Below are 22668 nucleotides of genomic sequence, written 5' to 3' on the forward strand. Positions count from 1 at the left end.
CCCTTCTGGCCCTCCTGACGGAGCGTCATGGCGCGGTGTCCTCGGCGAGGACCCGCGCCATCGTGCGTTCGGCGAGCGCGGTGATGGTGACGAACGGGTTCACCCCGATGGAGCCGGGCACGAGCGATCCGTCGGTGACGTACAGCTTCGAATATCCCTTCACCCGGCCGTAGTCGTCGGTCGCCTTCCCCAACACACAGCCGCCGAGCGGGTGGTAGGTGAAGTCGTCGGCGAAGACCTTGCTCGGCGAGCCGAACAGGTCGTAGCGGTAGATGGTGGAGTTCGCCGAGTTGATCCGGTCGAACAGCTTCTTGGCCATGCCCACGGAGACGGCGCTCTGCGCCGCCGACCAGCCCAGTTTCACCCCGCCGGTGGCGCCGTCGTACGTGAACGACGCCCGCTGCGGGTTCTTGGTGATCGCCAGATACAGGCTTACCCAGTGCTCCAGGCCCGTCGGCAGCGGGGCGATCTCCGCGAAGACGGGATTGGAGGTGTTGGCCCAGTCGTCGATGCCCATGACCGGCATGGTCGACTGGTCGGCGCCGACGGTGTCCCACAGATGGTTGGCCCGCCCGAGCATCACGTTGCCGTTGGTGCCCCAGCCGGCCCCGACGCTCGCGTCCAGCGCGGGCAATGCGCCCGTCTCCCGGGCGCGCACGAGGAGTTCGCTGGTGCCGACGCTGCCGCCGCCCAGGAACAGGTAGGTGCAGCCGTACTGCTTGGTCTCGACGACCTTCCCGGTGACGTCGATGCGGTCGGCGGTCAGGACGTAGGTGCCGTCGGCGGCGCGGCTGATCGCGCGGACCTTCTCCAGGGTGTGGACGGTGACGTTGCCGGTGCCGAGCGCGGACGCCAGGTACGTCTTGTCGAGGCTGCGCTTGCCGTGGTTGTTGCCGTAGATGACCTCGCCGGCGAGCGCCGACTTCGTCGCCGTGCCGTCCGCCTCGCGCCGCATGTAGCCGAAGTCGTAGACGTTGGGCACGAAGGTGGTCTTCAGGCCGGCGTTCTGGGCGTGCTTGCGGGAGATCCGCGAGAACCGGTACCAGTCCGTCGCCTCGAACCAGGCGGGGTCGACCGTGTTGACGCCGAGCATCGAACGGGCGCGCGGGAAGTAGGTGCCGTACATCTCGTTGACGTCGACCGTCGGGAACTGCTCGGCGAAGTAGGAGCGGAGCGGGGTGACCGCCATCCCGCCGTTGACCAGCGAGCCGCCGCCGACGCCTCGGCCCACGTACACGGACATGTTCGCGAAGTGCACGCGGTCCAGGACGCCGGGGTAGGCGCTGATGTCCTTGTTGACGACGTCCAGCCAGAGGAAGGTGGCGAGCGGGGCCTCGGTGCGGGTGCGGAACCACATGGAGCGGTGGTCGGGGGCGCTGGTGGTGCAGAACACCTTGCCGTCGGGACCGGCGGTGTTCCACAGGCGGCCCATCTCGAGGACGAGGGTGCGGATGCCGGCCTGGCCGAGGCGGAGGGCGGCCACGGCGCCGCCGTAGCCGGAACCTATGACGATGGCGGGGGCGGTGTCGACTGCGTCGGGCTCGGCGGCGTGGGCTGCGGTGAGGTTGATTCGGGTGAAGCCGAGGGTGGCTGCGGCCTGGAGGGCTGCCATGCCGAGGATTTGACGTCTCGTCAGTTGAGGGTGCGTCAGCTGACGGTTGCTCAGGTTTGGTGTCATGTGCGTCAGCATGGGCCGGTTTATCGCCTCCCGCTAGGGGTTGCGTACGCCTTCCAGAGTGCCGGGTCCCGCGGACGGGCGGGTGCGGACCGTAGGTAGCCGGTCGCGCAGTTCCCCGCGCCCCTGTAGGGCGCGCCCTACGGGCGCTGCCCTACAGCAAGCCCTTCAGCTTCTCCGCCAGCAGGTCCCAGCGCCATCGTTCCTCCACCCACTGTCTGCCGCGTTCGCCCATTCGGTGGCGGAGTTCCGGGTCGGCCAGGAGGGTGGTGATGCGGTCTGCCGTGTCCTCGGGGGAGTCGCCTCGGACCACCCAGCCGGTCTCTCCGTCGAGTACCGCGTCCGGCGCGCCGCCCGAGTCGCCGGCCACCACCGGCAGTCCGGTCGCCGAGGCCTCCAGGTAGACGATGCCGAGGCCCTCCACGTCGAGTCCGCCCCGGCGGGTGCGGCACGGCATGGCGAAGACGTCGCCGGCGCCGTAGTGGGCGGGCAGCTCCGACCAGGGCACCGAGCCGGTGAAGCGCACCGAGCCCGCGACGCCGCTCTCCTGGGCCAGCCGCCGCAGGTCCTTCTCGTACGGTCCGCCGCCGACGATCAGCAGCACGGCCTCCGGCTCGGCGGCCAGGATCCTGGGCATCGCCCGGATCAGCGTGTCCTGGCCCTTGCGCGGCACCAGCCGGGAGACGCAGACGACGACCGGCCGGTCGGCGAGTCCGAGGCGGGCCCGGACCGCGTCGCCGCCGGAGCCCGGGTGGAAGGTCTTCTCGTCGACGCCCGGCGGCAGTTGCACCATGCGTCCGGCGGCCCCGGCGCTCAGCGCGGTCGCGATCCGCGAGCGCGTGTACTCGCCCAGGTAGGTGATCGTGTCGGTGGTGTCGCCGATCCGCCCGAGCAGTTGCCGGGCGGCGGGCAGCTGGGCCCAGCCGGCCTCGTGGCCGTGGGTGGTGGCGACCAGCCGGCGAGCGCCGGCCCTGCGCAGCGCGGGGGCCATCAGCCCGAGCGGCGCGGCGGCCCCGAACCACACGGACGTGCACCCGTGTTCGCGCAGCAGCCCGACGGCCCGCCGGGTCGCGCCGGGCGTCGGCAGCAGCATCGTCGTGCGGTCGCGGACGACGGTGAAGGGCTGCTCGGCGTCGAAGGCGGCCGTCGCCTCGGCCCCCTCCCGGCCGCGCTTCCAGGTGGACGCGTAGACGACGAGCCGCTCGGGGTCGAGGCGGAGCGCCATGTTGTGCAGGAACGCCTGGATGCCGCCCGGCCGGGGCGGGAAGTCGTTCGTCACGATCAGGGTCTTGTGCATCGCCGCCGACCCTACCCAACCGGCGTTCACCGCCCGTGCACAGCCGGGCGGGGTGTCACGATGCCCGGCCCGGGCATCCCGAGGCCCGACAGGCCGTGGGCGAGCGGCAGTTGGCCCGGAAGGGACCGCCCGACCGGCTGACCGAAGGCGATCGCCGGCCCGGAAGGCACCGCCTGACCGGCTGACCGGCTGCGACCGCCCGCCCGGAAGGCACCGCCTGACCGCCTGACGGAGGCGACCGTCCGCCCGGAAGGCACCGCCCGACCGGCTGGCCGAAGGCGATCGCCGGCCCGGAAGGCACCGCCCGACCGGCTGGCCGAAGGCGATCGCCGGCCCGGAAGGCACCGCCTGACCGGCTGGCCGGAGGCGACTGCCCGCCCGCAGGGGGCCCACCGGCTCAGGCGAGCCGTTCCGTGAGGTAGTTCCGCCAGTCGCCGGTGAACTCCTCCAGCGTCGTCCCCAGTTCGCTCTTCAGCGCCTCCTCGACCGCCCCGGCCCGCTGCTCGTGCTCCCCCACGGCCCGGTAGAACGCGTCGAGCCGGTCCTCGCCCCACCGTTCGGCGATCAGCAGGCAGGCCAGCCAGCCCCCCTCGTACGCCCGCGCCAGGCGGCCCGCGTCCCCGGCGAAGCCGAAGTCGCCGTCGGCGGGCAGCTCCGTCGGGGCCTGTCCCTCGGTGACGGCCTTCTGGAGTTCGGGGGCGACCTGGGCCGGGGTGCGTCCGGTGCCGCGGTAGCCGACCCAGTCCGCGTACCCCTCGGACAGCCACAGCGGAGTGGCCGCGCCGGTGTGGGCACGGGTGGCGACGTGCGTGGTCTCGTGGGTGAGCACGACCTGCTGGCCGACCGGGCCGAGGATGCCGTACGCGTCGGGGTTGACGATGACCCGGTCCGCGGGCGCGCGGTCCGCGCCGCCCGTCTCGCCCGTGGTGACGGCGGCGATCCCCCGGTAGGAGGAGGCTGGCGAGCCGAGCAGCGCCGCCATGCCGTCCAGCGACCGCGGCACGAGGACGACGACGTGCCCCGCCCAGTCCGTGCCCCAGGCCGCCGAGACCGCCGGGACGGCGCGGTCGGCCAGGTCCGCGAAGCCCCGCAGCCGCTCGGCGGAGTGCCCGACGCCGAGGATCAGGCTGTGCGCGCCCCGGGCGACGGTCACGGGCCCCTGGTCCCACAGCTGGTCGCCGGCCTTCGGCGCGGGCCGCTCGGAGGTCACCGCCCAGCTCCCGGCGGCGGTGCGGGCCAGGCGCAGGGTGCGGGCGACGGTCACCGGGGCCCTGTCGTAGCCCTCGATGCGGTAGCTGAGCTCGGCGCCGGCGGTGAGGGTGTCGCCGGCGCGGGCGGCGGAGGTCACCCGGTAGGACCAGGCGGCCAGCGGCAGGGTGCGCAGCCGGGCGTAGCCGGCACGGTCGCCGGTGGCGGCGTAGGCGTCCGCGTCGTGGGCCAGCACCGCGGCGGCCCGCCGGTCGAGCACGCGCTGCGCGTCCTCCCGGGCGCCGTCCACGGCCGGCCGTCCCCCGCAGCCCACGAGGAACGCGAGCAACAGCACCGGCAGGAGGAGCGGCAGGACCGGCAGGCGGAGCGGCGGCACCGGCCGGCGGAGCGGTGGCACGGGTATGCCGGACGGACGCGGGGACATGCTCTCCCGCACCCCGCTCACCCGTCTCAGCCCGGCCATCCCCCGATCGTACGGCGGCCCGCCGGGAGGGAGCCCGGCTCTCAGGGTCTCGTGACCGTCGACACCGGCATCATGCCGACCGGGTCGTAGCGGACCGGCGCGCCGGGATAGGGGGCGTGGATGACCTGGCCGTTGCCGACGTACATGCCGACGTGGCTGGCGTCGGAGCGGTAGGTGACGATGTCGCCGGGACGGGCCTGGGAGAGCGGGACCTGTCGGCCTGCGTGCGCCTGGGCCTGCGAGGTGCGCGGGAGGGCGACGCCGGCCTGCGCGTAGGACCACTGCACGAGGCCCGAACAGTCGAAGCCGGTGGGGCCGTTGGCGCCCCAGACGTACGGCTTGCCGAGCGCGGAGCGGGCGGCGGCCAGGGCGGCGCCCGCGCGGCCCGAGGCGGGGGCGGCGTCGCCGGGGCCGGGCATGTGGTCCCGGCCGGAACGGGAGGCCCGGTCGTAGGCGGCGCGCTCGGCGAAGGGCAGGGAGTTCAGCAACCGCCGTGCTCTGGCGAGCTTCTGCTCGACGATCCGCTTGTGCCCGGCGACCGCCTTGCGGCTCTTCTCCAGCTCGCCGAGCCGGCGGGCGGCCTCGGAGCGTTCCTGGGCGAGTTCGCGCAGGGCGCCCTGGAGGTCCTTCAGCTCACCGGCCTGGTGGAGGGTGATCCGGTCGAGGGCGGAGGCCTTGTCGAGGTAGTCGTCCGGGTCGTCGGAGAACAGCAGCGCCAGCGACGGGTCGAGGCCGCCGGTGCGGTACTGGGCGCCGGCGAGCGCGCCGAGCCGCTCGCGCAGGTCGTTGACGCGGGCCTGCTGCCGGGCGACCCGGTCCTGCGCGTCGCCGACCTGCCGGCGCAGCGTTCCGGCCCGCTCACCGGCCTTGTTGAAGGCCTCGGTGGCCTTCTCGGCCTGCTCGTAGAGACGGTCCACCTCGGCACGGGTGTCGTCGAACGGTGCGGCCGGGGCCGGTACGGCGGCGGCGACCGCGCCGAGGGCGGCGGCGGCGACGGACACGGCGCACAGGGCGCCCCGGTCGAACCCGGACGGTGCAAGGCGGCGATGGGACCCCACGGGAAGCCGCGCTCCTTCCACTGGCGGACGAGGAAACGCGGCCGACAGTAGCCCCGCCACCGGGGGCGGGCCAAAGACCTCCGCGGGCACACAACGTGACACCCCGCCTCTGACGCAGGTCATGGGCGGGGTGCGGGGTCAGTTCACGTCGTGGTGATTCGCCCGTTCGGGCGGCACGGTGTCGTGATCTTGAGGGAGACGCCTAAGACGAGGAGTCGCCTCGGGAGAGGAGACGCCTCAGATCCGGACGCCGAACTGGAACGGCATGTTGTTGATCGACTCGTAGCGCACGACCGTGCCGGTGCGCGGGGCGTGCAGCACCTGGCCGTTGCCCGCGTAGAAGCCGACGTGGTGCAGGTCGCCGTAGAAGATGACCAGGTCGCCGACCTTGAGGTCGGACTGCGAGTAGATCCGGGTGCCCGCGTTGGCCTGGTCCTGCGAGATGCGCGGGATCTTGACGCCGGCCTGGGCGAAGGCCCAGGAGGTCAGGCCCGAGCAGTCGAACGAGGAGGGGCCGGTCGCGCCGTAGACGTACGGGGTGCCGATCTTGCCCTGGGCTGCCTGGAAGGCGGCCATGGCGCGGCCCGAGGCGGGGGCGGTGTTGCCGAGGTCGACGCGCTCGCCGGCGTCGCGGCTGGCGCGGGCGTCGGCGGCGGCCAGGTCGGACTTCTCCTTGGCCGTCAGCGTGTTGAGGAGCTTCTGCGCCTCGGCCAGCTTGCCCTGGACTTCCTTCTTCTTCTTGCCCAGCTCGGTCCGGGTGGAGGCGAGGTCCTTGAGCTTCTCGGACGCCTCGGCGCGGTCCTGGGCGAGTTCGCGCTGCTTGTCCTGGATCTTCTTCAGCGCCTCGACCTGCTGGGCGCTGAGCTGGTCGGCCGTGGAGGCCTTGTCCAGGTAGTCGTCGGGGTCGGACGACAGGAAGAGCTGGAGGGAGGAGTCGATGGTGCCGGTGCGGTACTGGGCGGCGGCGGCGAGACCTATGCTGTCGCGCAGCTCGTTGAGCTCCTCCTGGCCACGGGCGACGTTGTCCTGGATCGTGGAGATCTCCTTCTGGAGCTTCTCCTGCTTCTCCTTGGCCCCGTTGAACTTCTCGGTGGCCTGCTCGGCCTGCTCGTAGAGCGTGTCGACCTTGGCCTTGACCTCGTCCTTGGTGGGCTTCTCGCTGGGGGCGGCGTTGGCCGCCTGCGAGCTCAGCGCGACAGCGGCGGCGGCCGCGGTGGTCAGCACGGTGACGCGTGCGCGGCTCGGCTGCTTGGGTCGACGGTGGGACGCCACTGAGGACGAACTCCTTCTTGAGAGGGATCACCCGTGTGGAGGTTCGAAGGCAGACCCTAGTGACCCTCCCGTGATCACTTCAAATCCTCGGGCAAAAAATCTCGGCTACGCACCGCATTCTTTACACTCAATTCACGTGCAGTGATGTCCGATTGACACTACGTTGCGTAACGATTGCGCCAATTCGGGCATTAAACCTGTACGTTGACGTTCAGGTCAGTCGCTTCAGGAGTACCGCAGAAGCGACAGGACGCGCCCCCGCCTTGGCGACCCCGTCGGCCACCTCGCGGTCGGTGGAGACGACGATGACCGGCCGGCCCGGCGGCTCGGCGCGCACCAGCTGGCGGATCAGCTCGTCGGCGGTGACGCCCGGCTTGGAGAACAGCACCCGCACCCCGCGCGGCGGCGCCAGCAGCACCGGCGCGGCCAGTTCGGCTCCGTCGAAGACGCAGGTGACCTCGGCGCCGGTCTGCGCGGCGAGCTGCGAGAGCTGCCCGAGCAGCCGCAGCCGCTGCTTCTCCAGCGGCATCTGGGGATAGCCGGTCTTGGTGACGTTGTAGCCGTCGACCACGAGATGGGCCTGCGGCAGGGCGAGCAACTGGTCCAGGATCGCCGGGTCGTTCTCCGACAACGCGCGCGCGGCAATGTCCTTCGGGGTCATTCGTCCCGGTTCGACCGCGTCCACGGTCTCCGCCGGACGGACCGACACCGGCGGCAACGCCAGTTCCCTGCGCAGCCCTTGGGCCGCGTCCAGCACGGTGTCCAGCAGCAGCCGTACGCGCATGTCCTCGACGCTGCGCCCCTCGCGCGCCGCCCGCCGGGCGGCCTCCAGGGCGGCCTCCGCCTCACCGAGCCGGGCCTTCAGCCGCCGTGACTCGCTCTCCGCGGCGGACACCTGCGCCTGGCCCTCGCCGCGCACGGACTCCATCTCGCCGTGCAGCTTGCGCAGCGCCGCCTCACCGCGCTTGACATCGCTGAGGGCCGAACGCAGCTTGCGGTGAAGCGATTCCGCTTCCCTCTTCGCCGCGTCCAGCTCGGCGCGCAGCCGCTCGGTCTCGGCCCGGGTGTGGTCACGGGCCTGCTCGAGCTCCTCCCGCAGCCGCTCCAGTTCCGCGCGGCTCTCCTCGTCGGCCCGCTCGGCGTCCGCGCGCTGCGCCTCCTCGCCGGCGGCCGTCACCAGCTTCACCCAGCCGGTGGGCCGCAGCACATAGGCCGCGGCCGCCACATCGAGCGGATCCGCGGCCGGGGGCGGCGAGCCGGAGTCGAGGGCGCCCGCGAGTTCCGGCTGCGCCTCTCTGAACTTCTCCGCGATGCGCTGCCGGAACAGCGGATCCGTCTCCAGCGCGGCGGCCATCGCGTTGCCCGCGAACTTGGCCCGGCGGTTCGGGGCGAACCGGGCGTACTGCCGCAACTGGGCGGGCAGTTCACCGACGGTCAGCCCGCCGAAACCGTCCGAGACGATCTGCACGACCCGGCGGCGCACGCCGTCGGGCAGCGGACGGTCGAGCACCTCAGCGGCGCCGTCGCCCGGCCCCCCGCCTGCGCTCTCCACCATCCGTCACACCCCACTAGCTGTGCGGGCCCGCTCCTCAGGAGCCGGCGCCCGGCCTGTCCACGAGTTCCACCTGGTCCACGGCGTTGCACCAACGGCACCGCACCGACTCGATGGTCTCACTGACCACCTCGCGCTCCTCGACGTCCGGCTCACCGGCCAGATCGAGGTGCACGTACTCGACGACCTTCGACGAGCGCGTCACATCGAACCGGGTGAGGTTGCCGCACAGCGTGCAGCGCCACCGCGTCGTGGCGGTCGGCAGGGGAACCGTCATCGTGACTGTCCGCTTCCTTCTAGTGTCGGTCTTCCGCTTCTCCGGCACCCACCGGACGCCCGGCGGGCACCCTGTGCGTGTGGCTCGTAACCCTACGGCCTGGCGGGTACTCGCCGCCCATCCGTCCACGGCGGCGAGGCGAGAGGGGGGAGTCCGTCCCGTTACGTCATGCTCTGTGTCCATGATCAGCGACTGGAACGGGGCCCTGGACCGAGCGATCCGGCACCCCTCCGCGCCGGTGACGTACGGACTGATCGCCCTGTGCTGTCTGCTCTTCGCGATCGGCCCGGCCTCCGGCCTCCATCCCGCGTACGGCGCCGGCGAGGAGCTGGAGGCCGCGCAACGGGCCTACTTCCGCCGCTGGGGCGTGATCCCCGCCGACCTGTTCGACGGCTCCCCCCGCGCGCTCCTCACCCCGGCCACGGCGCTGTTCGTCCACGGCACCTGGGTGCACCTGCTGGGCAACATGCTCTTCCTCTACGTCTTCGGGGCCATGGCCGAGCACCGGATGGGCCGCGTCCAGTTCACGCTCTTCTACCTGTGCTGCGGCTGCCTGGCCCTCGCGGGCTACGCCGCCGCCAACGCCGGCTCCGAGCAGCCCCTGGTGGGGGCGTCCGGGGCGATCTCGGCGGTCCTCGGCGGGTTCCTCTACCTGTTTCCCAGAGCGCGGGTGACCAGTCTCCTGCCGTTCCTCTTCTTCCTGCCGCTGCGTTTCCCGGCCTGGGTGGTGCTGCCGTTCTGGGCGGCGCTGCAATGGCTGGCGGCGGGGCGGGCCGGGCAGGGGCCGGGCGTGGCCTACCTCGCGCATCTGATGGGGTTCGGCCTGGGCTTCGGCTACGCGTGGGCCCGGTTCAACGGGCCGACTACAGTGAAGGCCGCCCCAGCTCCGGCCCCCGAGGGAGAGAACCAGCCGTGATCACCGCGATCGTCCTCATCAAGACCAGCGTGGACCGGATCCCCGAGATCGCGGAGTCGATCGCTTCGCTGGAGTCCGTGAGCGAGGTGTTCTCCGTGACCGGGACGTACGACCTGATCGCCATGGTGCGGGTGCGGCAGCACGAGGACCTCGCCGAGGTGATCCCCGGGCGGATCAGCAAGATCCCCGGTGTTCTGGGGACGGACACTCACGTCGCTTTCCGTACGTACTCGCAGCATGACCTCGAGGCGGCTTTTGCGATCGGGCTGGACTCCTGAGGTGGTCGCCTAGGCGTCTGCGGGGCGCGGGTGCTTCGTGCGTCTGCGGGTTCGCGGTGGCTTGTCGCGCCCACGCGGCGGAGCCGCATATCGACACAGCCCCGCGCCCCTGGGGGTGCCCCCGAGGGCGCTCGGACAGCGAGGTCGCCGGCGGGCGAAATCGCTCACACCGCCGGGACGCAGCGGCCGTCTTCCGTCCTGTACTGCCACTTCGCGCCCTGGGTCACCAGTTCCTTCACCGCGCCCACGAAACGGTCCACGTGCTCGTCGGGGGTGCCCGCGCCGAAGCTCACGCGGATGGCGTTGAGGGACTTCTCGCCGGGGGCCGCCTCGGGGGCGCCGCACTCGCCCTGCGTCTCGGGGGCGCTGCCCAGCAGGGTGCGGACCAGGGGGTGGGCGCAGAAGAGGCCGTCGCGGACGCCGATGCCGTACTCGGCGGAGAGGGCGGCGGCGAAGTGGGAGCTGTTCCAGCCCTCGACGACGAAGGAGATGACGCCGACCCGCGGGGCGTCGTCGCCGAAGAGGGAGAGGATCCGGACCTCCGGGACGTCGGCCAGGCCCGTCCGCACCTTGTCGATCAGGTGGCGCTCGCGGGCGACCAGCGCGTCGAAGCCGGCCTCGGTGAGGGCCTTGCAGGCCGACGCGATGGAGTAGGCGCCGATGACGTTCGGGGAGCCGGCCTCGTGGCGGGCGGCGCCCTCGTGCCACTCCACGTCCACTCCCCCGTCCTCGCGCCGGGTGACCTTGCGGCTCGCGCCGCCGCCCGCGAGGTACGGCTCGGCCGCGCGCAGCCAGTCGGCGCGGCCGGCGAGGACGCCGGTGCCGAACGGGGCGTACAGCTTGTGGCCGGAGAAGGCGATCCAGTCGACGTCCAGGTCACGGACGGAGACCGGGTGGTGGGGGGCCAGCTGGGCGGCGTCGAGGACGATGCGGGCGCCGTGCGCGTGGGCCGCGGCGGCCAGCTCGCGCACGGGCCACAGCTCGCCGGTGACGTTGGAGGCGCCGGTGACGCAGACCAGGGCGGGGCCGTGGCCCCCCTCGGTCGACACCGTGCGGGCGGCGAGGGCGCGCTCCAGGGTCTCGACGGCCTGGCCGGGGGTGCGCGGGGCGTCGAGGTAGGTGACGCGGGCGTCCTTCCAGGGCAGCAGGCTGGCGTGGTGCTCGGTCTCGAAGACGAAGACCTGGCAGTCGGCGGGCAGCGCGGCGGCGAGGAGGTTCAGGGAGTCGGTGGTGGAGCGGGTGAAGACCAGCTGGTCGTCGGCGCGGCAGTCGAGGAACTCGGCGACCGTCCGGCGGGCGTTCTCGAACAGGTCGGTGGAGAGCTGGGAGAGGTAGCCGGCGCCGCGGTGGACGCTGCCGTAGTACGGGGCGTAGGCCGCCACGTCGTCCCAGACGCGCTGGAGGGCGGGGGCGCTGGCCGCGTAGTCGAGCGCCGCGTAGGTGACTTCGCCGCCCGTGACGAGCGGGACGGTGACATCCCGGCCCAGAACGGGCAGCGGGGAACAAACCGACGGGGCGAGGGCGGTGGTGGAGACGGACATGGCGGAACTCCCGTGAGACAGAAGGGAAAAGAGTGAGAGAGGGTGTGCGGAGGCGGGGCTCGGCGCCCTAACGCATTCGCTTGCTCACGGGAGACTCCTCGACGACCAGGATCCCTGGTTGCGAGAGGGATCCGCGCTTGCCGCGCACCTTGCTGTGCACGGCCTGGTCTTCACCCGGGGCACCCCGCCACGGACGGAGGGTTGCCGGACAGTCGGCCGGGGCCTCATGACTGTCACTCATGACCTGGACAGGAACGTACGTGATGCGTTCGCGGTCCCGCAACTCCTGTCCGGATCGCGGGACCGCGCCCCATCCCCCCTCTGGAGAGGGGTCTTACGCGTTGCTCGCCGCCACCCAGCGCTCCAGCGCCTGCTTGGCCGCGCCGGAGTCGACGGACCGGGCCGCCTTCTCCATGCCGGCCCGGATCTGCTCGGTCAGCGGGGCGTCCGTCGGGTCCAGCGCCACCAGCGCCGCCGCGGAGTTCAGCAGCACGGCGTCCCGGACGGGGCCCGTCTCGCCCTCCAGCAGCCGGCGCGCGACCTCCGCGTTGTACGAGGGGTCCGCGCCGCGCAGCGCCTCCACGGGGACCAGCTCGATGCCCACGTCCCGCGGGTCGAATGTCTCCTCGGTGACCTTGCCGTCGCGGACGACCCAGACCCGTGAAGTCGACGTCGTCGTCAGCTCGTCGAAGCCGTCGTCGCCGCGGAACACCAGGGAGGAGTTGCCGCGTTCGGCGAAGACGCCGGCGATGAGCGGGGCCATCCGCGGATCGGCGACGCCCACCGCCTGGGCCTTCACCTTCGCCGGGTTGGTCAGCGGACCCAGCGCGTTGAAGGTGGTGCGGATGCCCAACTGGCCGCGGGCCGCGGCGACATGACGCAGCGCCGGATGGAACTTGATGGCGAAGCAGAAGGTGATGCCGGCCTCCTCGGCCACCTCGGCCACCCGCTTCGGGGTCAGTTCCAGATTGACGCCGAGCTTCTCCAGGACGTCCGAGGCGCCGGACGCGGAGGACGCGGCCCGGTTGCCGTGCTTGACGACCTTCGCGCCCGTGCCGGCGATGACGATCGACGACATGGTGGAGATGTTCACCGTCTTCGCGCCGTCGCCACCGGTGCCGACGATGTCGACGGTCCGGCCGGGCACCTCGATCACGTTCGCGTGCCGGTACATCGTGCGCACCAGACCGGTGATCTCCTCGACGGTCTCGCCCTTGGCGCGCAGCGCCACCGCGAACCCGGCGATCTGCGCGTCGGTGGCCTCGCCGCGCATGATCAGGTCCATCGCCCAGGCGGTGTCGTCCGCGGTGAGGTCGCGGCCCTCCAGTAGGCCGTTCAGCAGTCCGGGCCAGGAGCGGCCCGCCGCGGTGTCGCCTCCAGCGGGGTGCACAGCGCTCATATGGCCGCTCCTGGGTGTCGTACGAGAGGGGAACTCCCGTAAGAGAGTTGTGATCCCACCCTATCCAGCCGGACGGCACGCCGAAGGGCCCCGTCCGAACACCGGACGGGGCCCTTCAGTGTGGTGTGGCGACGCAGTGATCAGTGGTGGCCGTGGCCGCTCGTGATCTCCCGGTACTCCTCGACGGTCGGCTTGGCGATCTGGTTCTCCTCGCCGTAGTACGCCTTGCTGAGCTTGGCGCGGACCTTCTCGGAACGCTTCACCTTGCGCTCGACGCCGTTCTCGTCGACCGTGGGGCCGATCTCGGCGGGCTGGTACTGCTCGTGCGCGGTGAGCGTGTACAGGGCCTCCTGGCTGAGCGGCTCGTGCACCTCGATGAACTCACCGTGCGGCAGGCGCTTGATGGTGCCGGTCTCCCGACCGTGCAGCACCTTGTCCTTGTCGCGGCGCTGAAGGCCGAGGCAGATCCGCTTGGTGACCACGAAGGCGAGCACCGGTCCGGCGAAGAAGCCGATCCGGACGAACCAGGTGACCGCGTTGATCGACAGGTGGAAGTGGGTGGCGACGATGTCGTTGCCACCGCCGATCAGCATGATCATGTAGCCGGTGATCCAGGCGACGCCGAAGGCCGTACGGGTCGGGGCGTTGCGCGGACGGTCCAGGATGTGGTGCTCGCGCTTGTCGCCGGTGATCCAGGACTCGATGAACGGGTAGAGCGCGATCACGCCGAGGAACAGACCGAAGAGCACCAGCGGGACGAACACGCCCAGGACGAGCGTGTGACCCCAGAAGTTGATCTCCCAGCCCGGCATGGCGCGGATCAGACCCTCGGCGAAGCCCATGTACCAGTCGGGCTGGGCGCCGGTGGACACCTGGTCCGGACGGTAGGGGCCGAGCACCCAGATCGGGTTGATGGACGCGATACCGGCGATGGCCGCGATGGCGCCGAAGACCAGGAAGAAGAAGCCTCCGGCCTTGGCCATGTAGACCGGCAGCAGCGGCATGCCGACGACGTTCTTGTTGGTGCGGCCGGGGCCCGCGAACTGCGTGTGCTTGTGGTAGAAGACCAGGATCAGGTGGCCGACCACGAGCCCGAGCATGATGCCCGGCAGCAGCAGAATGTGGATCGAGTAGAACCGCGCGACGAAGTCGCCGCCCGGGAACTCCCCGCCGAACAGGAACATCGAGATGTACGTGCCGACGATCGGCACGGACAGGATCGCGCCCTGCGTGAAGCGGACACCGGTGCCGGAGAGCAGGTCGTCCGGGAGCGAGTAGCCGGTGAAACCGGTGAACATGCCCAGGACGAACAGCAGGAAGCCGAACAGCCAGTTGATCTCACGCGGCTTGCGGAACGCGCCGGTGAAGAAGACGCGCATCATGTGCACGAACATGCCGGCGAGGAAGATGACCGCGGCCCAGTGGTGGATCTGCCGGATCAGCAGACCACCGCGCACATCGAAGGAGATGTGCATGGTCGAGTTGAAGGCCTCGGACATCAGCTGTCCCTGGAGCGGGACGTAGGAGCCGTGGTACTCCACCTCGTTCATCGACGGGTGGAAGAACAGCGTCAGATACACACCCGTGAGGATGATGATGATGAAGCTGTAGAGGCAGATCTCACCCAGCATGAAGGACCAGTGGTCCGGGAAGATCTTGCGCATGTTGGCCTTGGCCAGGGAGTAGATCCCCAGCCGGCCGTCGGCCCAGTCGGCGACCCGCTCACCTGCGGGCGCCTTGCGGCGGTCGTCCTTGTTGCTCATCCGCGCTCCCAGAATGCAGGACCGACGGGCTCTGCGAAGTCGCCGAGCGCCTCGAGGTAGCCCTCGTCGTTCACACCGATGCGCAGCTGCGGCAGGGCGTGACCGGCCGGGCCGAAGATCACTCGGGCACCGTCGGACAGGTCGAAGGTGGACTGGTGGCAGGGGCACAACACGTGGTGCGTCTGCTGCTCGTACAGGGAGATCGGGCAACCGACGTGGGTGCAGATCTTCGAGTACGCCACGATGCCCTCGTGCGACCACTCGAGCTCGCGCTTGTCCTTGATGTCCGCCGGCTGGATCCGGACGATCATCAGGGCGGCCTTGGCGATCTCGGTCTGGAAGTCGTGGTCGTGCTCCTCCAGGCCCTCCGGCTTGGCGAAGGTGAGGGAGCCGACCGCGACGTCCGAGGGACGCAGCGGCTCGTTGGTGTTCATGTTGACGAGCAGCTTGCCCTTGGCCCACAGCGTGTGGCGCAGCTTGTCGCCGGGCAGCGGACCGAGGTCGCGCAGCAGCACGACGCCGGAGAGCGGGAACAGGGCCAGCGCGCCGAACATCGTGTTGCGGATCAGCTTGCGGCGGCCGAGCGCGGACTCCTTGGCGCCCTGCTTGAAGTCGGCCATGACCTTGGCCTTGACCTCGGGGCTCGCCTCGATCGGGTGACGCTCGTCGGCGACCTCCACGTCGGACATCAGGGTGCGGGCCCAGTGGACCGCGCCCGCGCCGATGCAGAACAGGGCCGCGCCGAGCGTCAGACCCAGCGCGAAGTTCATCGCGCTGATGTGCCCGATCGGGAACACGAAGATCGACTTGTCGTGCGGGATCGTCACGTACGCGGCGATGAAGCCGACGGTGGCCAGCATCGACAGCGTGAACAGGAAGGCGACCGCGCGCTCGGACCGCTTGGCGGCCCGCTCGTCGACGTCCTGCATCCGGTGCTCGTGGGGCGGCAGCCCCGGGTCCGCGAACGGGTGCTGCTCGTCCGCGACGCTCACCGCGCCGTGCACGCTGTGGTGGGTGCCCTGCTCAGCGGGCAGGTTCTCTTCTGGAATGTCTTGGCTACTCATGACTTCTTGGCCTTTGCGGTCCGGGCGGCGACCCACACGGCGACGGCGATCAGTCCGCCGAGACCGAAGATCCAGCCGAACAGACCCTCGCTGACCGGCCCGAGGCCGCCCAGTTCGAGACCGCCGGGGCTCTCCGTCTCATCTCCGTTGACCGCGTTCAGGTACGCGATGATGTCCTTCTTGTTCTGCTCCGACAGCGTGGTGTCGGGGAAGGAGGGCATGTTCTGCGGGCCGGTCTGCATGGCCTCGTAGATGTGCTTCGGGTCCACGCCCTCGAGCGTCGGTGCGTACTTGCCTCGGGTGAGGGCGCCGCCCTTGCCGGTGAAGTTGTGGCACTGCGCGCAGTTGGTGCGGAACAGGTCACCGCCCTTGGCGATGTCCGCGCCCTCCGGACCGTACTCGGCCTCGGTCGGGACGGACGGGCCGGCGCCGAGCGAGGCGATGTAGGCGGCCAGCTGGTCGATCTCGGCCTGCGAGTAGACGACCTTCTTCTTCGGCACCTGGGCGCCCTGGGAGGTCGCCGCGGGCATGCGGCCGGTGCCGACCTGGAAGTCGACGGACGCGGCGCCCACGCCCACGAGGCTCGGACCGTCGGAGGTTCCCTGACCGCCGGTGCCGTGGCAGCTGGCGCAGCCTACGGCGTAGAGCTTCTTGCCCTCGTCGATGGCCAGGGACTGGGCGGTTTCATCTGCCTGCGCCTTGCTCGCGGGTGCGAACGCGGCGTACAGCCCCCCGGTGCATGCCAGCGCGAGGAGTAGGACGACGAGCGCCGCCAGCGGATGGCGTCGTCGTGCGGAGAGCTTTTTCACGGATTACCCCGGTGTCAGGATCTTCTGCGTCGATGCTTCTGGATGTGTGGGTGCGGGCCCGGCTACTTGATCATGTAGATCGTGGCGAAGAGGCCGATCCAGACGACGTCGACGAAGTGCCAGTAGTAGGACACGACGATCGCGGCGGTCGCCTGCTCGTGGGTGAACCTCCTGGCCGCGTAGGTGCGTCCGAGGACCAGCAGGAAGGCGATGAGACCGCCCGTCACGTGCAGGCCGTGGAAGCCGGTGGTCAGGTAGAAGACCGAGCCGTAGGGGCCGGAGGACAGGGAGAGCCCCGCCTCCTTGACCAGCTCGGTGTACTCGTACACCTGCCCGCCGATGAAGATCGCCCCCATCACGAACGTGACGATGAACCACATCCGGAGCTTCTTCACGTCACCGCGCTCGGCGGCGAACACGCCGAGCTGGCAGGTGAGAGAGGAGAGCACCAGGATCGTGGTGTTCGTCGCCGAGAACGGGAAGTCGAGATGGTGCGCCATCTCCTTCCAGTACTCGGGACCCGTCACCGATCGCAGGGTGAAGTACATCGCGAAGAGGGCCGCGAAGAACATCAGCTCGGAGCTCAGCCAGATGATGGTTCCGACGCTGGTGAGGTTCGGCCGATTGACCGACGGGTGCGCGTGCCCGGTTTCTACTGTCGTTGCTGTCGCCACGACCGACATTATGTCGGTCGCTTATCTCGCCCTCACTCCCGGGGGTGCCGTTCGGAGTGTCCGTACCGTGTGGAGTGCCCGTATGGCCCATCACGGGGGTGTTCCGACAGGTGTTGACGGGGTGGTCGGGGGAGTAGCATCCGCCCCATCGGTACCCCGAAGTTCCACTCCAATGACGCGGAGGAACCATGCAGGCGACCGCCACGGTGCTGGTCTACAGCGACGATTCAGGCACCCGGGAGCAGGTGCGGCTCGCGACCGGTCGGCGGCCCGCGCCGGACTCGCCCGTCGTGGAGTTCATCGAGTGCGCGACGCACGAGGCGGTCGTGCGGACACTGGACCAGGGCGGTGTCGACGTCGTCGTCCTGGACGGGGAGGCCGTGCCCATGGGGGGCATGGGGCTGTGCCGGCAGATCAAGGACGAGGTGTTCCGCTGCCCGCCGGTGCTGCTGCTCATCGGACGGCCGCAGGACGCGTGGCTGGCCACGTGGAGCCGGGCGGACGCGGCGGTGACGCTGCCGGTGGAGCCGGTGGAGTTCGCGGGGGCGCTGGCCGCGCTGCTGCGGGAGAAGCGGCTCCAGAGCGCCTGAGGGGCGCCGGCTAGACGGCCGCGGGGCGCAGACGGGTCGTGTCCGGCACGCTCTTGTGCGCGCCGGACGTCAACGCGCTGCCCTCGGTCCACTTCTTCCAGTCGACGTTCCAGTCGCCGAAGCCGTTGCCGAAGGTCTCCATCGTGCGGCCCTTGCTGTTGACGACCTGCACGACGTCGCCCTGGCGGACGTTGTCGTAGAACCAGGAGGCGTTGGCGGTGCTCATGCCGGTGCAGCCGTGGCTGACGTTGGCGTATCCCTGGGAGCCGACGGACCAGGGGGCGGCGTGCACGTACTCGCCGCTCCAGGTGACGCGGGTGGCGTAGTAGACGGGCAGGTCGTACGACTCCGAGGAGCCCTCGGGGATGCCGATGCTGGTGCCGCGCATGCGGACGTAGTACTCCTTGCCCAGGACGACCTTGATCCCGTTGCGGGTGTCGAAGCCGGGCTTGCCGGTGGTGACGGGCAGCTTCTTGACCTCCTCGCCGTTCTTGACGAGGGTCAGGGTGTGGGTCGCCGCGTCGGTGACGGCTATGACGCGGTCGCCGATGGTGAGATCGAGGTCCTTGCCGGCGCCGCCCCAGAGGCGGTCGCCGATCTTTATGCCGTCCAGGTTGCTGTGCACGCGGATCGTGGTGTGGGCGGGCCAGTAGTCCTGGGGGCGGTAGTGGAGCTTCTTGTCGTCCACCCAGTGCCAGCCGCCCTGCACGGCGGGCTGGGAGTCCACCTTGAGGGCCCGTTCGACGATCGCGCGCTGGGCGGGGTCCTTGACGGCCTGGCTCAGTTCCGCGGTGACGGGCTGGCCGACGCCGTAGGTGCCCGTCTGCGGGCCGAAGGCCACCGTCAGGCGCTTCTTGTCGGTCGGCTTGCCGGTGACGAAGGACAGCAGGCGGCGGCCGGGGGCGCCGTCCTCGTCCTCGGTGCTGACGCGGACCGTGTAGCGGGCATCGGCGGCGAGCGGCTCGGTGCTGTGCCAGCGGGTGCCGTCGGCGGAGAGCTCGCCCGCCACGTAGCGGCCGGCGGCGTCCATGGCTGTGACGTCCGTGATGCGGCCGTCGGCGTCCCGCGCGGTGATCTCCAGGGGCTTGTCCGGGTCGGCCTTCTCGGCTTCGCCGGTGGGCCCGTTGAAGGCGATCTGGTCCGTCGCGTCGTACGGGCGCGAGGCGAGGGGGTTGTCGTCCGAGCCGCAGGCGGTGGCGCCCTCGGCCAGGGCTATCACCAGCAGTGTGCAGCCGACGACGGTGCGGGGGCGGGGGCGGGGTGCGTGGCTCATGTGGATCACGCTAGGGAGCCGTGTCAACGGTGGCGCGCTGGGAGACACGGACGGGTGACGCTCGTTGCGGCGAACGCAGGAGCCCGGACGCTCCTGACGGAGTGTCCGGGCTGTGCCGCGTGCGGCGGGTGCCGCGGGGTGCGGGTGCTCCAGGGTGCGCGAGCTACTGGGTGCGGTTCTCGCCGCGGTAGTACTCGAAGACCCAGCCCCAGAGGCCGATGAGGACCAGCGGGGCGGAGAAGTACAGCAGCCACCAGCCGACCGCGACCCCCAGGAAGGCGAGGGCGCCGCCGATGGCCAGGGAGAGCGGCTGCCAGCTGTGCGGGCTGAAGAAGCCCAGCTCGCCGGCGTCGTCCGCGACGTCCGCGTCCTTGTTGTCCTGTGCGCCGGTGTCGACCCGCTTGGCGGTGAAGCCCAGGTAGAAGCCGACCATGATGCACAGGCCGAAGGCCAGGAAGAGGGCCGTGGTGCCGGCCGGCTCCTTCGACCACACGCCATAGACGACCGCCATGGCGAGGACGAAGACGCTCAGCCAGATGAACATCTTGCCCTGGATCTTCACTTGCCGGCCTCCTTGCTGCCCGCGATGGCGCCGGTGCCGTGGTCGGCGTGCTCCAGCTGCTCGAGCGCGGCGATCTCCGGGTGGTGCAGGTCGAACGCCGGGGATTCACTGCGGATCCGCGGCAGGGTGAGGAAGTTGTGCCGCGGCGGCGGGCAGGAGGTCGCCCACTCCAGGGAGCGGCCGTAACCCCACGGGTCGTCGACGCCGACCGGCTTGCCGTACTTGGCCGTCTTCCACACGTTGTACATGAACGGCAGGATCGACAGACCGAGGACGAACGAGGCGATCGTCGAGATCGTGTTCAGGGCGGTGAAGCCGTCGGCCGCCAGGTAGTCGGCGTACCGGCGCGGCATGCCCTCGGCGCCCAGCCAGTGCTGGACCAGGAAGGTGCCGTGGAAGCCGACGAACAGCGTCCAGAAGGTGATCTTGCCGAGGCGCTCGTCCAGCATCTTGCCGGTCCACTTCGGCCACCAGAAGTGGAAGCCGGAGAACATCGCGAAGACGACGGTGCCGAAGACGACGTAGTGGAAGTGCGCCACCACGAAGTACGAGTCGGAGACGTGGAAGTCCATCGGCGGCGAGGCCAGGATGACACCGGTCAGACCACCGAAGGTGAAGGTGATCAGGAAGCCGGTGGCCCAGAGCATCGGCGTCTCGAAGGACAGGCTGCCCTTCCACATCGTGCCGATCCAGTTGAAGAACTTCACGCCGGTCGGGACGGCGATGAGGAACGTCATGAAGGAGAAGAACGGCAGCAGCACACCGCCCGTCACGTACATGTGGTGCGCCCACACGGTCACGGACAGGCCGGCGATGGAGATCGTCGCGGCGATCAGGCCCATGTAGCCGAACATCGGCTTGCGGGAGAAGACCGGGATGACCTCGGAGATGATGCCGAAGAACGGCAGGGCGATGATGTACACCTCTGGGTGTCCGAAGAACCAGAAGAGGTGCTGCCACAACAGCGCGCCGCCGTTGGCCGCGTCGAAGACGTGGGCGCCGAACTTGCGGTCCGCCTCCAGGGCGAACAGCGCGGCCGCGAGGACCGGGAAGGCCAGCAGGACCAGGACACCGGTCAGCAGGACGTTCCAGGTGAAGATCGGCATGCGGAACATCGTCATGCCCGGGGCGCGCATGCAGATGATCGTGGTGATGAAGTTGACCGAGCCGAGGATGGTGCCGAAGCCGGAGAAGGCCAGCCCCATGATCCACATGTCGGCGCCGATGCCGGGGCTGCGGACCGCGTCCGACAGCGGGGCGTAGGCGAACCAGCCGAAGTCGGCGGCGCCGTTCGGCGTGAGGAACCCGGCGACGGCGATGAGCGAGCCGAACAGGTAGAGCCAGTAGGCGAACATGTTCAGCCGCGGGAAGGCCACGTCCGGCGCGCCGATCTGGAGCGGCATGATCCAGTTCGCGAAGCCGGCGAACAGCGGCGTCGCGAACATCAGCAGCATGATCGTGCCGTGCATCGTGAACGCCTGGTTGAACTGCTCGTTCGACATGATCTGCAGGCCCGGACGGGCCAGCTCGGCGCGCATGAAGAGCGCCATCACGCCGCCGATGATGAAGAACATGAACGACGTGGCGAGGTAGAGCGTGCCGATCGTCTTGTGGTCAGTCGTGGTCAGCCACTTGACGACCACTTCACCACGGCGCTGGCGCCGGACCGGCAGCTCGTCCTGGTAGTGGGACCCTGCTGCCGCGGCACCCTGGGGTTCGTTGAGGATGCTCACAGGTTTGTCGTCTCCCGGTTCTTCTCGTGGCTCGTCTGCTCGATGCCCGCGGGAACGTAACCGGTCTGCCCCTTCTTGGCGAGGTCCTTGAGGTGCTGCTCGTAACGCTCGGGGGAGACGACCTTCACGTTGAACAGCATCCGGGAGTGGTCGACGCCGCAGAGCTCGGCGCACTTGCCCATGAAGGTGCCCTCCCTGTTGGGGGTCACCTGGAAGGCGTTGGTGTGGCCCGGGATGACGTCCTGCTTCATCAGGAACGGCACCACCCAGAAGGAGTGGATGACGTCCCGCGAGGTCAGGACGAAGCGGACCGTCTTGCCCTCCGGGAGCCAGAGGGTCGGGCCGGGGTTGCCGTTCTGCGGGTTCCGCTCACCGGGGGTGCCGCAGGTGTAGACGCCGCCCGCGTCGGCCGGGAAGTCCTTCTTGTACCGGTCCGGGATCGCGGCCAGGTTCTCGTCGGTCTTCGCGTCACCGGTGGAACCGTCGACGTTCTGGATGTAGTTGAAGCACCAACTCCACTGGAAGCCGACCACGTTGACCGTGACGTCGGGCTTCTTCTCCAGGCTGAGGAGCTTGGATTCGTCACGGGCGGTGAAGTAGAACAGCACCGAGACGATGATGATCGGGACCACCGTGTACAGGGCCTCGATGGGCATGTTGTAACGGGTCTGCGGAGGTACCTCGACCTTGGTCCGGCTGCGCCGGTGGAAGATCGCACTCCACAGGATCAGGCCCCACACCAGCACGCCAACGGCGAGCGCGGCGGCCCACGATCCCTGCCACAGGGAGAGGATCCGCGGAGCCTCTTCCGTGGTCGGGGTGGGCATGCCAAGGCGGGGGAAGTCCTCCCATGTGCAACCGGTTGCGGTCGCAAGGACCAGTCCCGCGGTCAGTGCCTGCAGCAGCTTCCGCCGCATCGGGCGCCGCGGCGTGGGGGTACCGCCCGCGTCCTTCAGGCAGCGGGGGAGGTCGGAGCCGTTGGGACTCACGTAGCGCCTTCCCGAGAGTCTCGCCCGCGCTGTTGGCTGCGGCCTTCTCGCTGGTCGGTCGCCGCCCTGCGTCGGGCAGGGGTTTGGATGTTTATGCGGACCAAACCCTAGCCGACGCCCTCCGGGGGTTCTCCAGGAGGGGTGCCTACTCACTCGGGTGGTTCGCTTGTTTGGCGGGTGCGGCATCCGCTGTGGCTTGTCGCGCCCACGCGGCGGAGCCGCATATCAACACAGCCCCGCGCCCCTGAGGGGTGCAGTGCGCCGGCGTTCTTTT

At 70.2% G+C, this 22668-nt stretch carries 20 protein-coding genes and 1 riboswitch; of the genes, 3 read left to right on the forward strand and 17 right to left on the reverse strand.

The features are described from left to right. Positions 1–25: 25 nt before the first annotated feature. From ACFYX4_RS01855 to ACFYX4_RS01885, 7 genes are all read right to left on the reverse strand, one after another. Positions 26–1612, reverse strand: coding sequence for a GMC oxidoreductase (locus ACFYX4_RS01855; protein ID WP_389324156.1), 1587 nt, complete (start codon positions 1610–1612; stop codon positions 26–28). A gap of 217 nt (positions 1613–1829) precedes the next feature. After that, positions 1830–2972 (reverse strand): glycosyltransferase family 4 protein, encoded by a 1143-nt coding sequence (locus tag ACFYX4_RS01860; RefSeq protein ID WP_389324159.1) that lies wholly within the window; start codon positions 2970–2972, stop codon positions 1830–1832. Between the two features lie 397 nt (positions 2973–3369). Continuing rightward, a complete protein-coding gene (locus tag ACFYX4_RS01865) occupies positions 3370–4644 on the reverse strand; it encodes a hypothetical protein (RefSeq protein WP_389324162.1) in 1275 nt (424 codons plus the stop codon). A 41-nt stretch (positions 4645–4685) separates the two neighbouring features. Beyond that, complete coding sequence (locus ACFYX4_RS01870) at positions 4686–5702, reverse strand: NlpC/P60 family protein (protein WP_389324165.1); 1017 nt, start codon at positions 5700–5702, stop codon at positions 4686–4688. Between the two features lie 237 nt (positions 5703–5939). After that, positions 5940–6974: an NlpC/P60 family protein gene (locus tag ACFYX4_RS01875; RefSeq protein WP_389324168.1), complete on the reverse strand. Its 1035-nt coding sequence runs from the start codon at positions 6972–6974 to the stop codon at positions 5940–5942. 211 nt (positions 6975–7185) lie between these two features. After that, on the reverse strand, positions 7186–8529 hold the full coding sequence (locus tag ACFYX4_RS01880; RefSeq protein ID WP_389324171.1) for an NYN domain-containing protein: 1344 nt from the start codon (positions 8527–8529) through the stop codon (positions 7186–7188). 34 nt (positions 8530–8563) lie between these two features. Next, positions 8564–8803: a hypothetical protein gene (locus ACFYX4_RS01885; RefSeq protein WP_258780630.1), complete on the reverse strand. Its 240-nt coding sequence runs from the start codon at positions 8801–8803 to the stop codon at positions 8564–8566. A 181-nt stretch (positions 8804–8984) separates the two neighbouring features. On the opposite strand from ACFYX4_RS01885, the gene ACFYX4_RS01890 reads away from it, so the two are divergent. Continuing rightward, positions 8985–9719: a rhomboid family intramembrane serine protease gene (locus ACFYX4_RS01890; protein WP_389324179.1), complete on the forward strand. Its 735-nt coding sequence runs from the start codon at positions 8985–8987 to the stop codon at positions 9717–9719. Beyond that, on the forward strand, positions 9716–9997 hold the full coding sequence (locus tag ACFYX4_RS01895) for an Lrp/AsnC ligand binding domain-containing protein (protein WP_358795271.1): 282 nt from the start codon (positions 9716–9718) through the stop codon (positions 9995–9997). The genes ACFYX4_RS01890 and ACFYX4_RS01895 overlap by 4 nt, the downstream gene beginning before the upstream one ends. 164 nt (positions 9998–10161) lie before the next feature. On the opposite strand, the gene ACFYX4_RS01900 is transcribed toward ACFYX4_RS01895, so the two are convergent. The 6 genes from ACFYX4_RS01900 to ACFYX4_RS01925 form a co-directional block, all read right to left on the reverse strand. Next, entirely contained in the window at positions 10162–11538 is a 1377-nt protein-coding gene (locus ACFYX4_RS01900; RefSeq protein WP_389324182.1) for an aminotransferase class V-fold PLP-dependent enzyme, read from the reverse strand. Positions 11539–11666: 128 nt separating this feature from the next. Continuing rightward, positions 11667–11783: riboswitch (SAM riboswitch) on the reverse strand. A gap of 89 nt (positions 11784–11872) precedes the next feature. Beyond that, positions 11873–12937 (reverse strand): anthranilate phosphoribosyltransferase, encoded by a 1065-nt coding sequence (gene trpD, locus ACFYX4_RS01905; RefSeq protein WP_389324185.1) that lies wholly within the window; start codon positions 12935–12937, stop codon positions 11873–11875. A gap of 140 nt (positions 12938–13077) precedes the next feature. Next, a complete protein-coding gene (locus ACFYX4_RS01910; protein ID WP_389324188.1) occupies positions 13078–14700 on the reverse strand; it encodes a cytochrome bc complex cytochrome b subunit in 1623 nt (540 codons plus the stop codon). After that, positions 14697–15764 carry a Rieske 2Fe-2S domain-containing protein gene (locus tag ACFYX4_RS01915; RefSeq protein WP_389324191.1) on the reverse strand — a complete coding sequence of 356 codons (1068 nt, stop codon included), beginning with the start codon at positions 15762–15764 and terminating at the stop codon, positions 14697–14699. Before ACFYX4_RS01915 ends, ACFYX4_RS01910 begins: the two co-directional genes overlap by 4 nt. Then, positions 15761–16573: a c-type cytochrome gene (locus ACFYX4_RS01920; RefSeq protein ID WP_389324194.1), complete on the reverse strand. Its 813-nt coding sequence runs from the start codon at positions 16571–16573 to the stop codon at positions 15761–15763. The genes ACFYX4_RS01915 and ACFYX4_RS01920 overlap by 4 nt, the downstream gene beginning before the upstream one ends. Before the next feature lie 62 nt (positions 16574–16635). Continuing rightward, positions 16636–17256 carry a heme-copper oxidase subunit III gene (locus tag ACFYX4_RS01925; RefSeq protein WP_389324197.1) on the reverse strand — a complete coding sequence of 207 codons (621 nt, stop codon included), beginning with the start codon at positions 17254–17256 and terminating at the stop codon, positions 16636–16638. Between the two features lie 179 nt (positions 17257–17435). Here ACFYX4_RS01925 and ACFYX4_RS01930 point away from each other — a divergent pair, with 179 nt between their 5' ends. Next, on the forward strand, positions 17436–17837 hold the full coding sequence (locus tag ACFYX4_RS01930) for a hypothetical protein (RefSeq protein ID WP_389324200.1): 402 nt from the start codon (positions 17436–17438) through the stop codon (positions 17835–17837). Between the two features lie 10 nt (positions 17838–17847). Here ACFYX4_RS01930 and ACFYX4_RS01935 read toward each other — a convergent pair whose 3' ends face one another. The 4 genes from ACFYX4_RS01935 to coxB all read right to left on the reverse strand — a co-directional run bounded on the left by ACFYX4_RS01935 (position 17848) and on the right by coxB (position 22394). Further along, complete coding sequence (locus tag ACFYX4_RS01935; RefSeq protein ID WP_389324203.1) at positions 17848–19110, reverse strand: Ig-like domain-containing protein; 1263 nt, start codon at positions 19108–19110, stop codon at positions 17848–17850. A gap of 163 nt (positions 19111–19273) precedes the next feature. Next, positions 19274–19672, reverse strand: coding sequence for a cytochrome c oxidase subunit 4 (locus tag ACFYX4_RS01940; protein ID WP_389324206.1), 399 nt, complete (start codon positions 19670–19672; stop codon positions 19274–19276). Then, on the reverse strand, positions 19669–21405 hold the full coding sequence (gene ctaD, locus ACFYX4_RS01945) for a cytochrome c oxidase subunit I (protein WP_389324209.1): 1737 nt from the start codon (positions 21403–21405) through the stop codon (positions 19669–19671). Before ctaD ends, ACFYX4_RS01940 begins: the two co-directional genes overlap by 4 nt. Beyond that, positions 21402–22394, reverse strand: coding sequence for a cytochrome c oxidase subunit II (gene coxB, locus ACFYX4_RS01950; protein WP_389324212.1), 993 nt, complete (start codon positions 22392–22394; stop codon positions 21402–21404). Before coxB ends, ctaD begins: the two co-directional genes overlap by 4 nt. Positions 22395–22668 lie beyond the last annotated feature (274 nt).

The organism is Streptomyces sp. NPDC002328, from assembly GCF_042890065.1.
GTDB lineage: Bacteria > Actinomycetota > Actinomycetes > Streptomycetales > Streptomycetaceae > Streptomyces.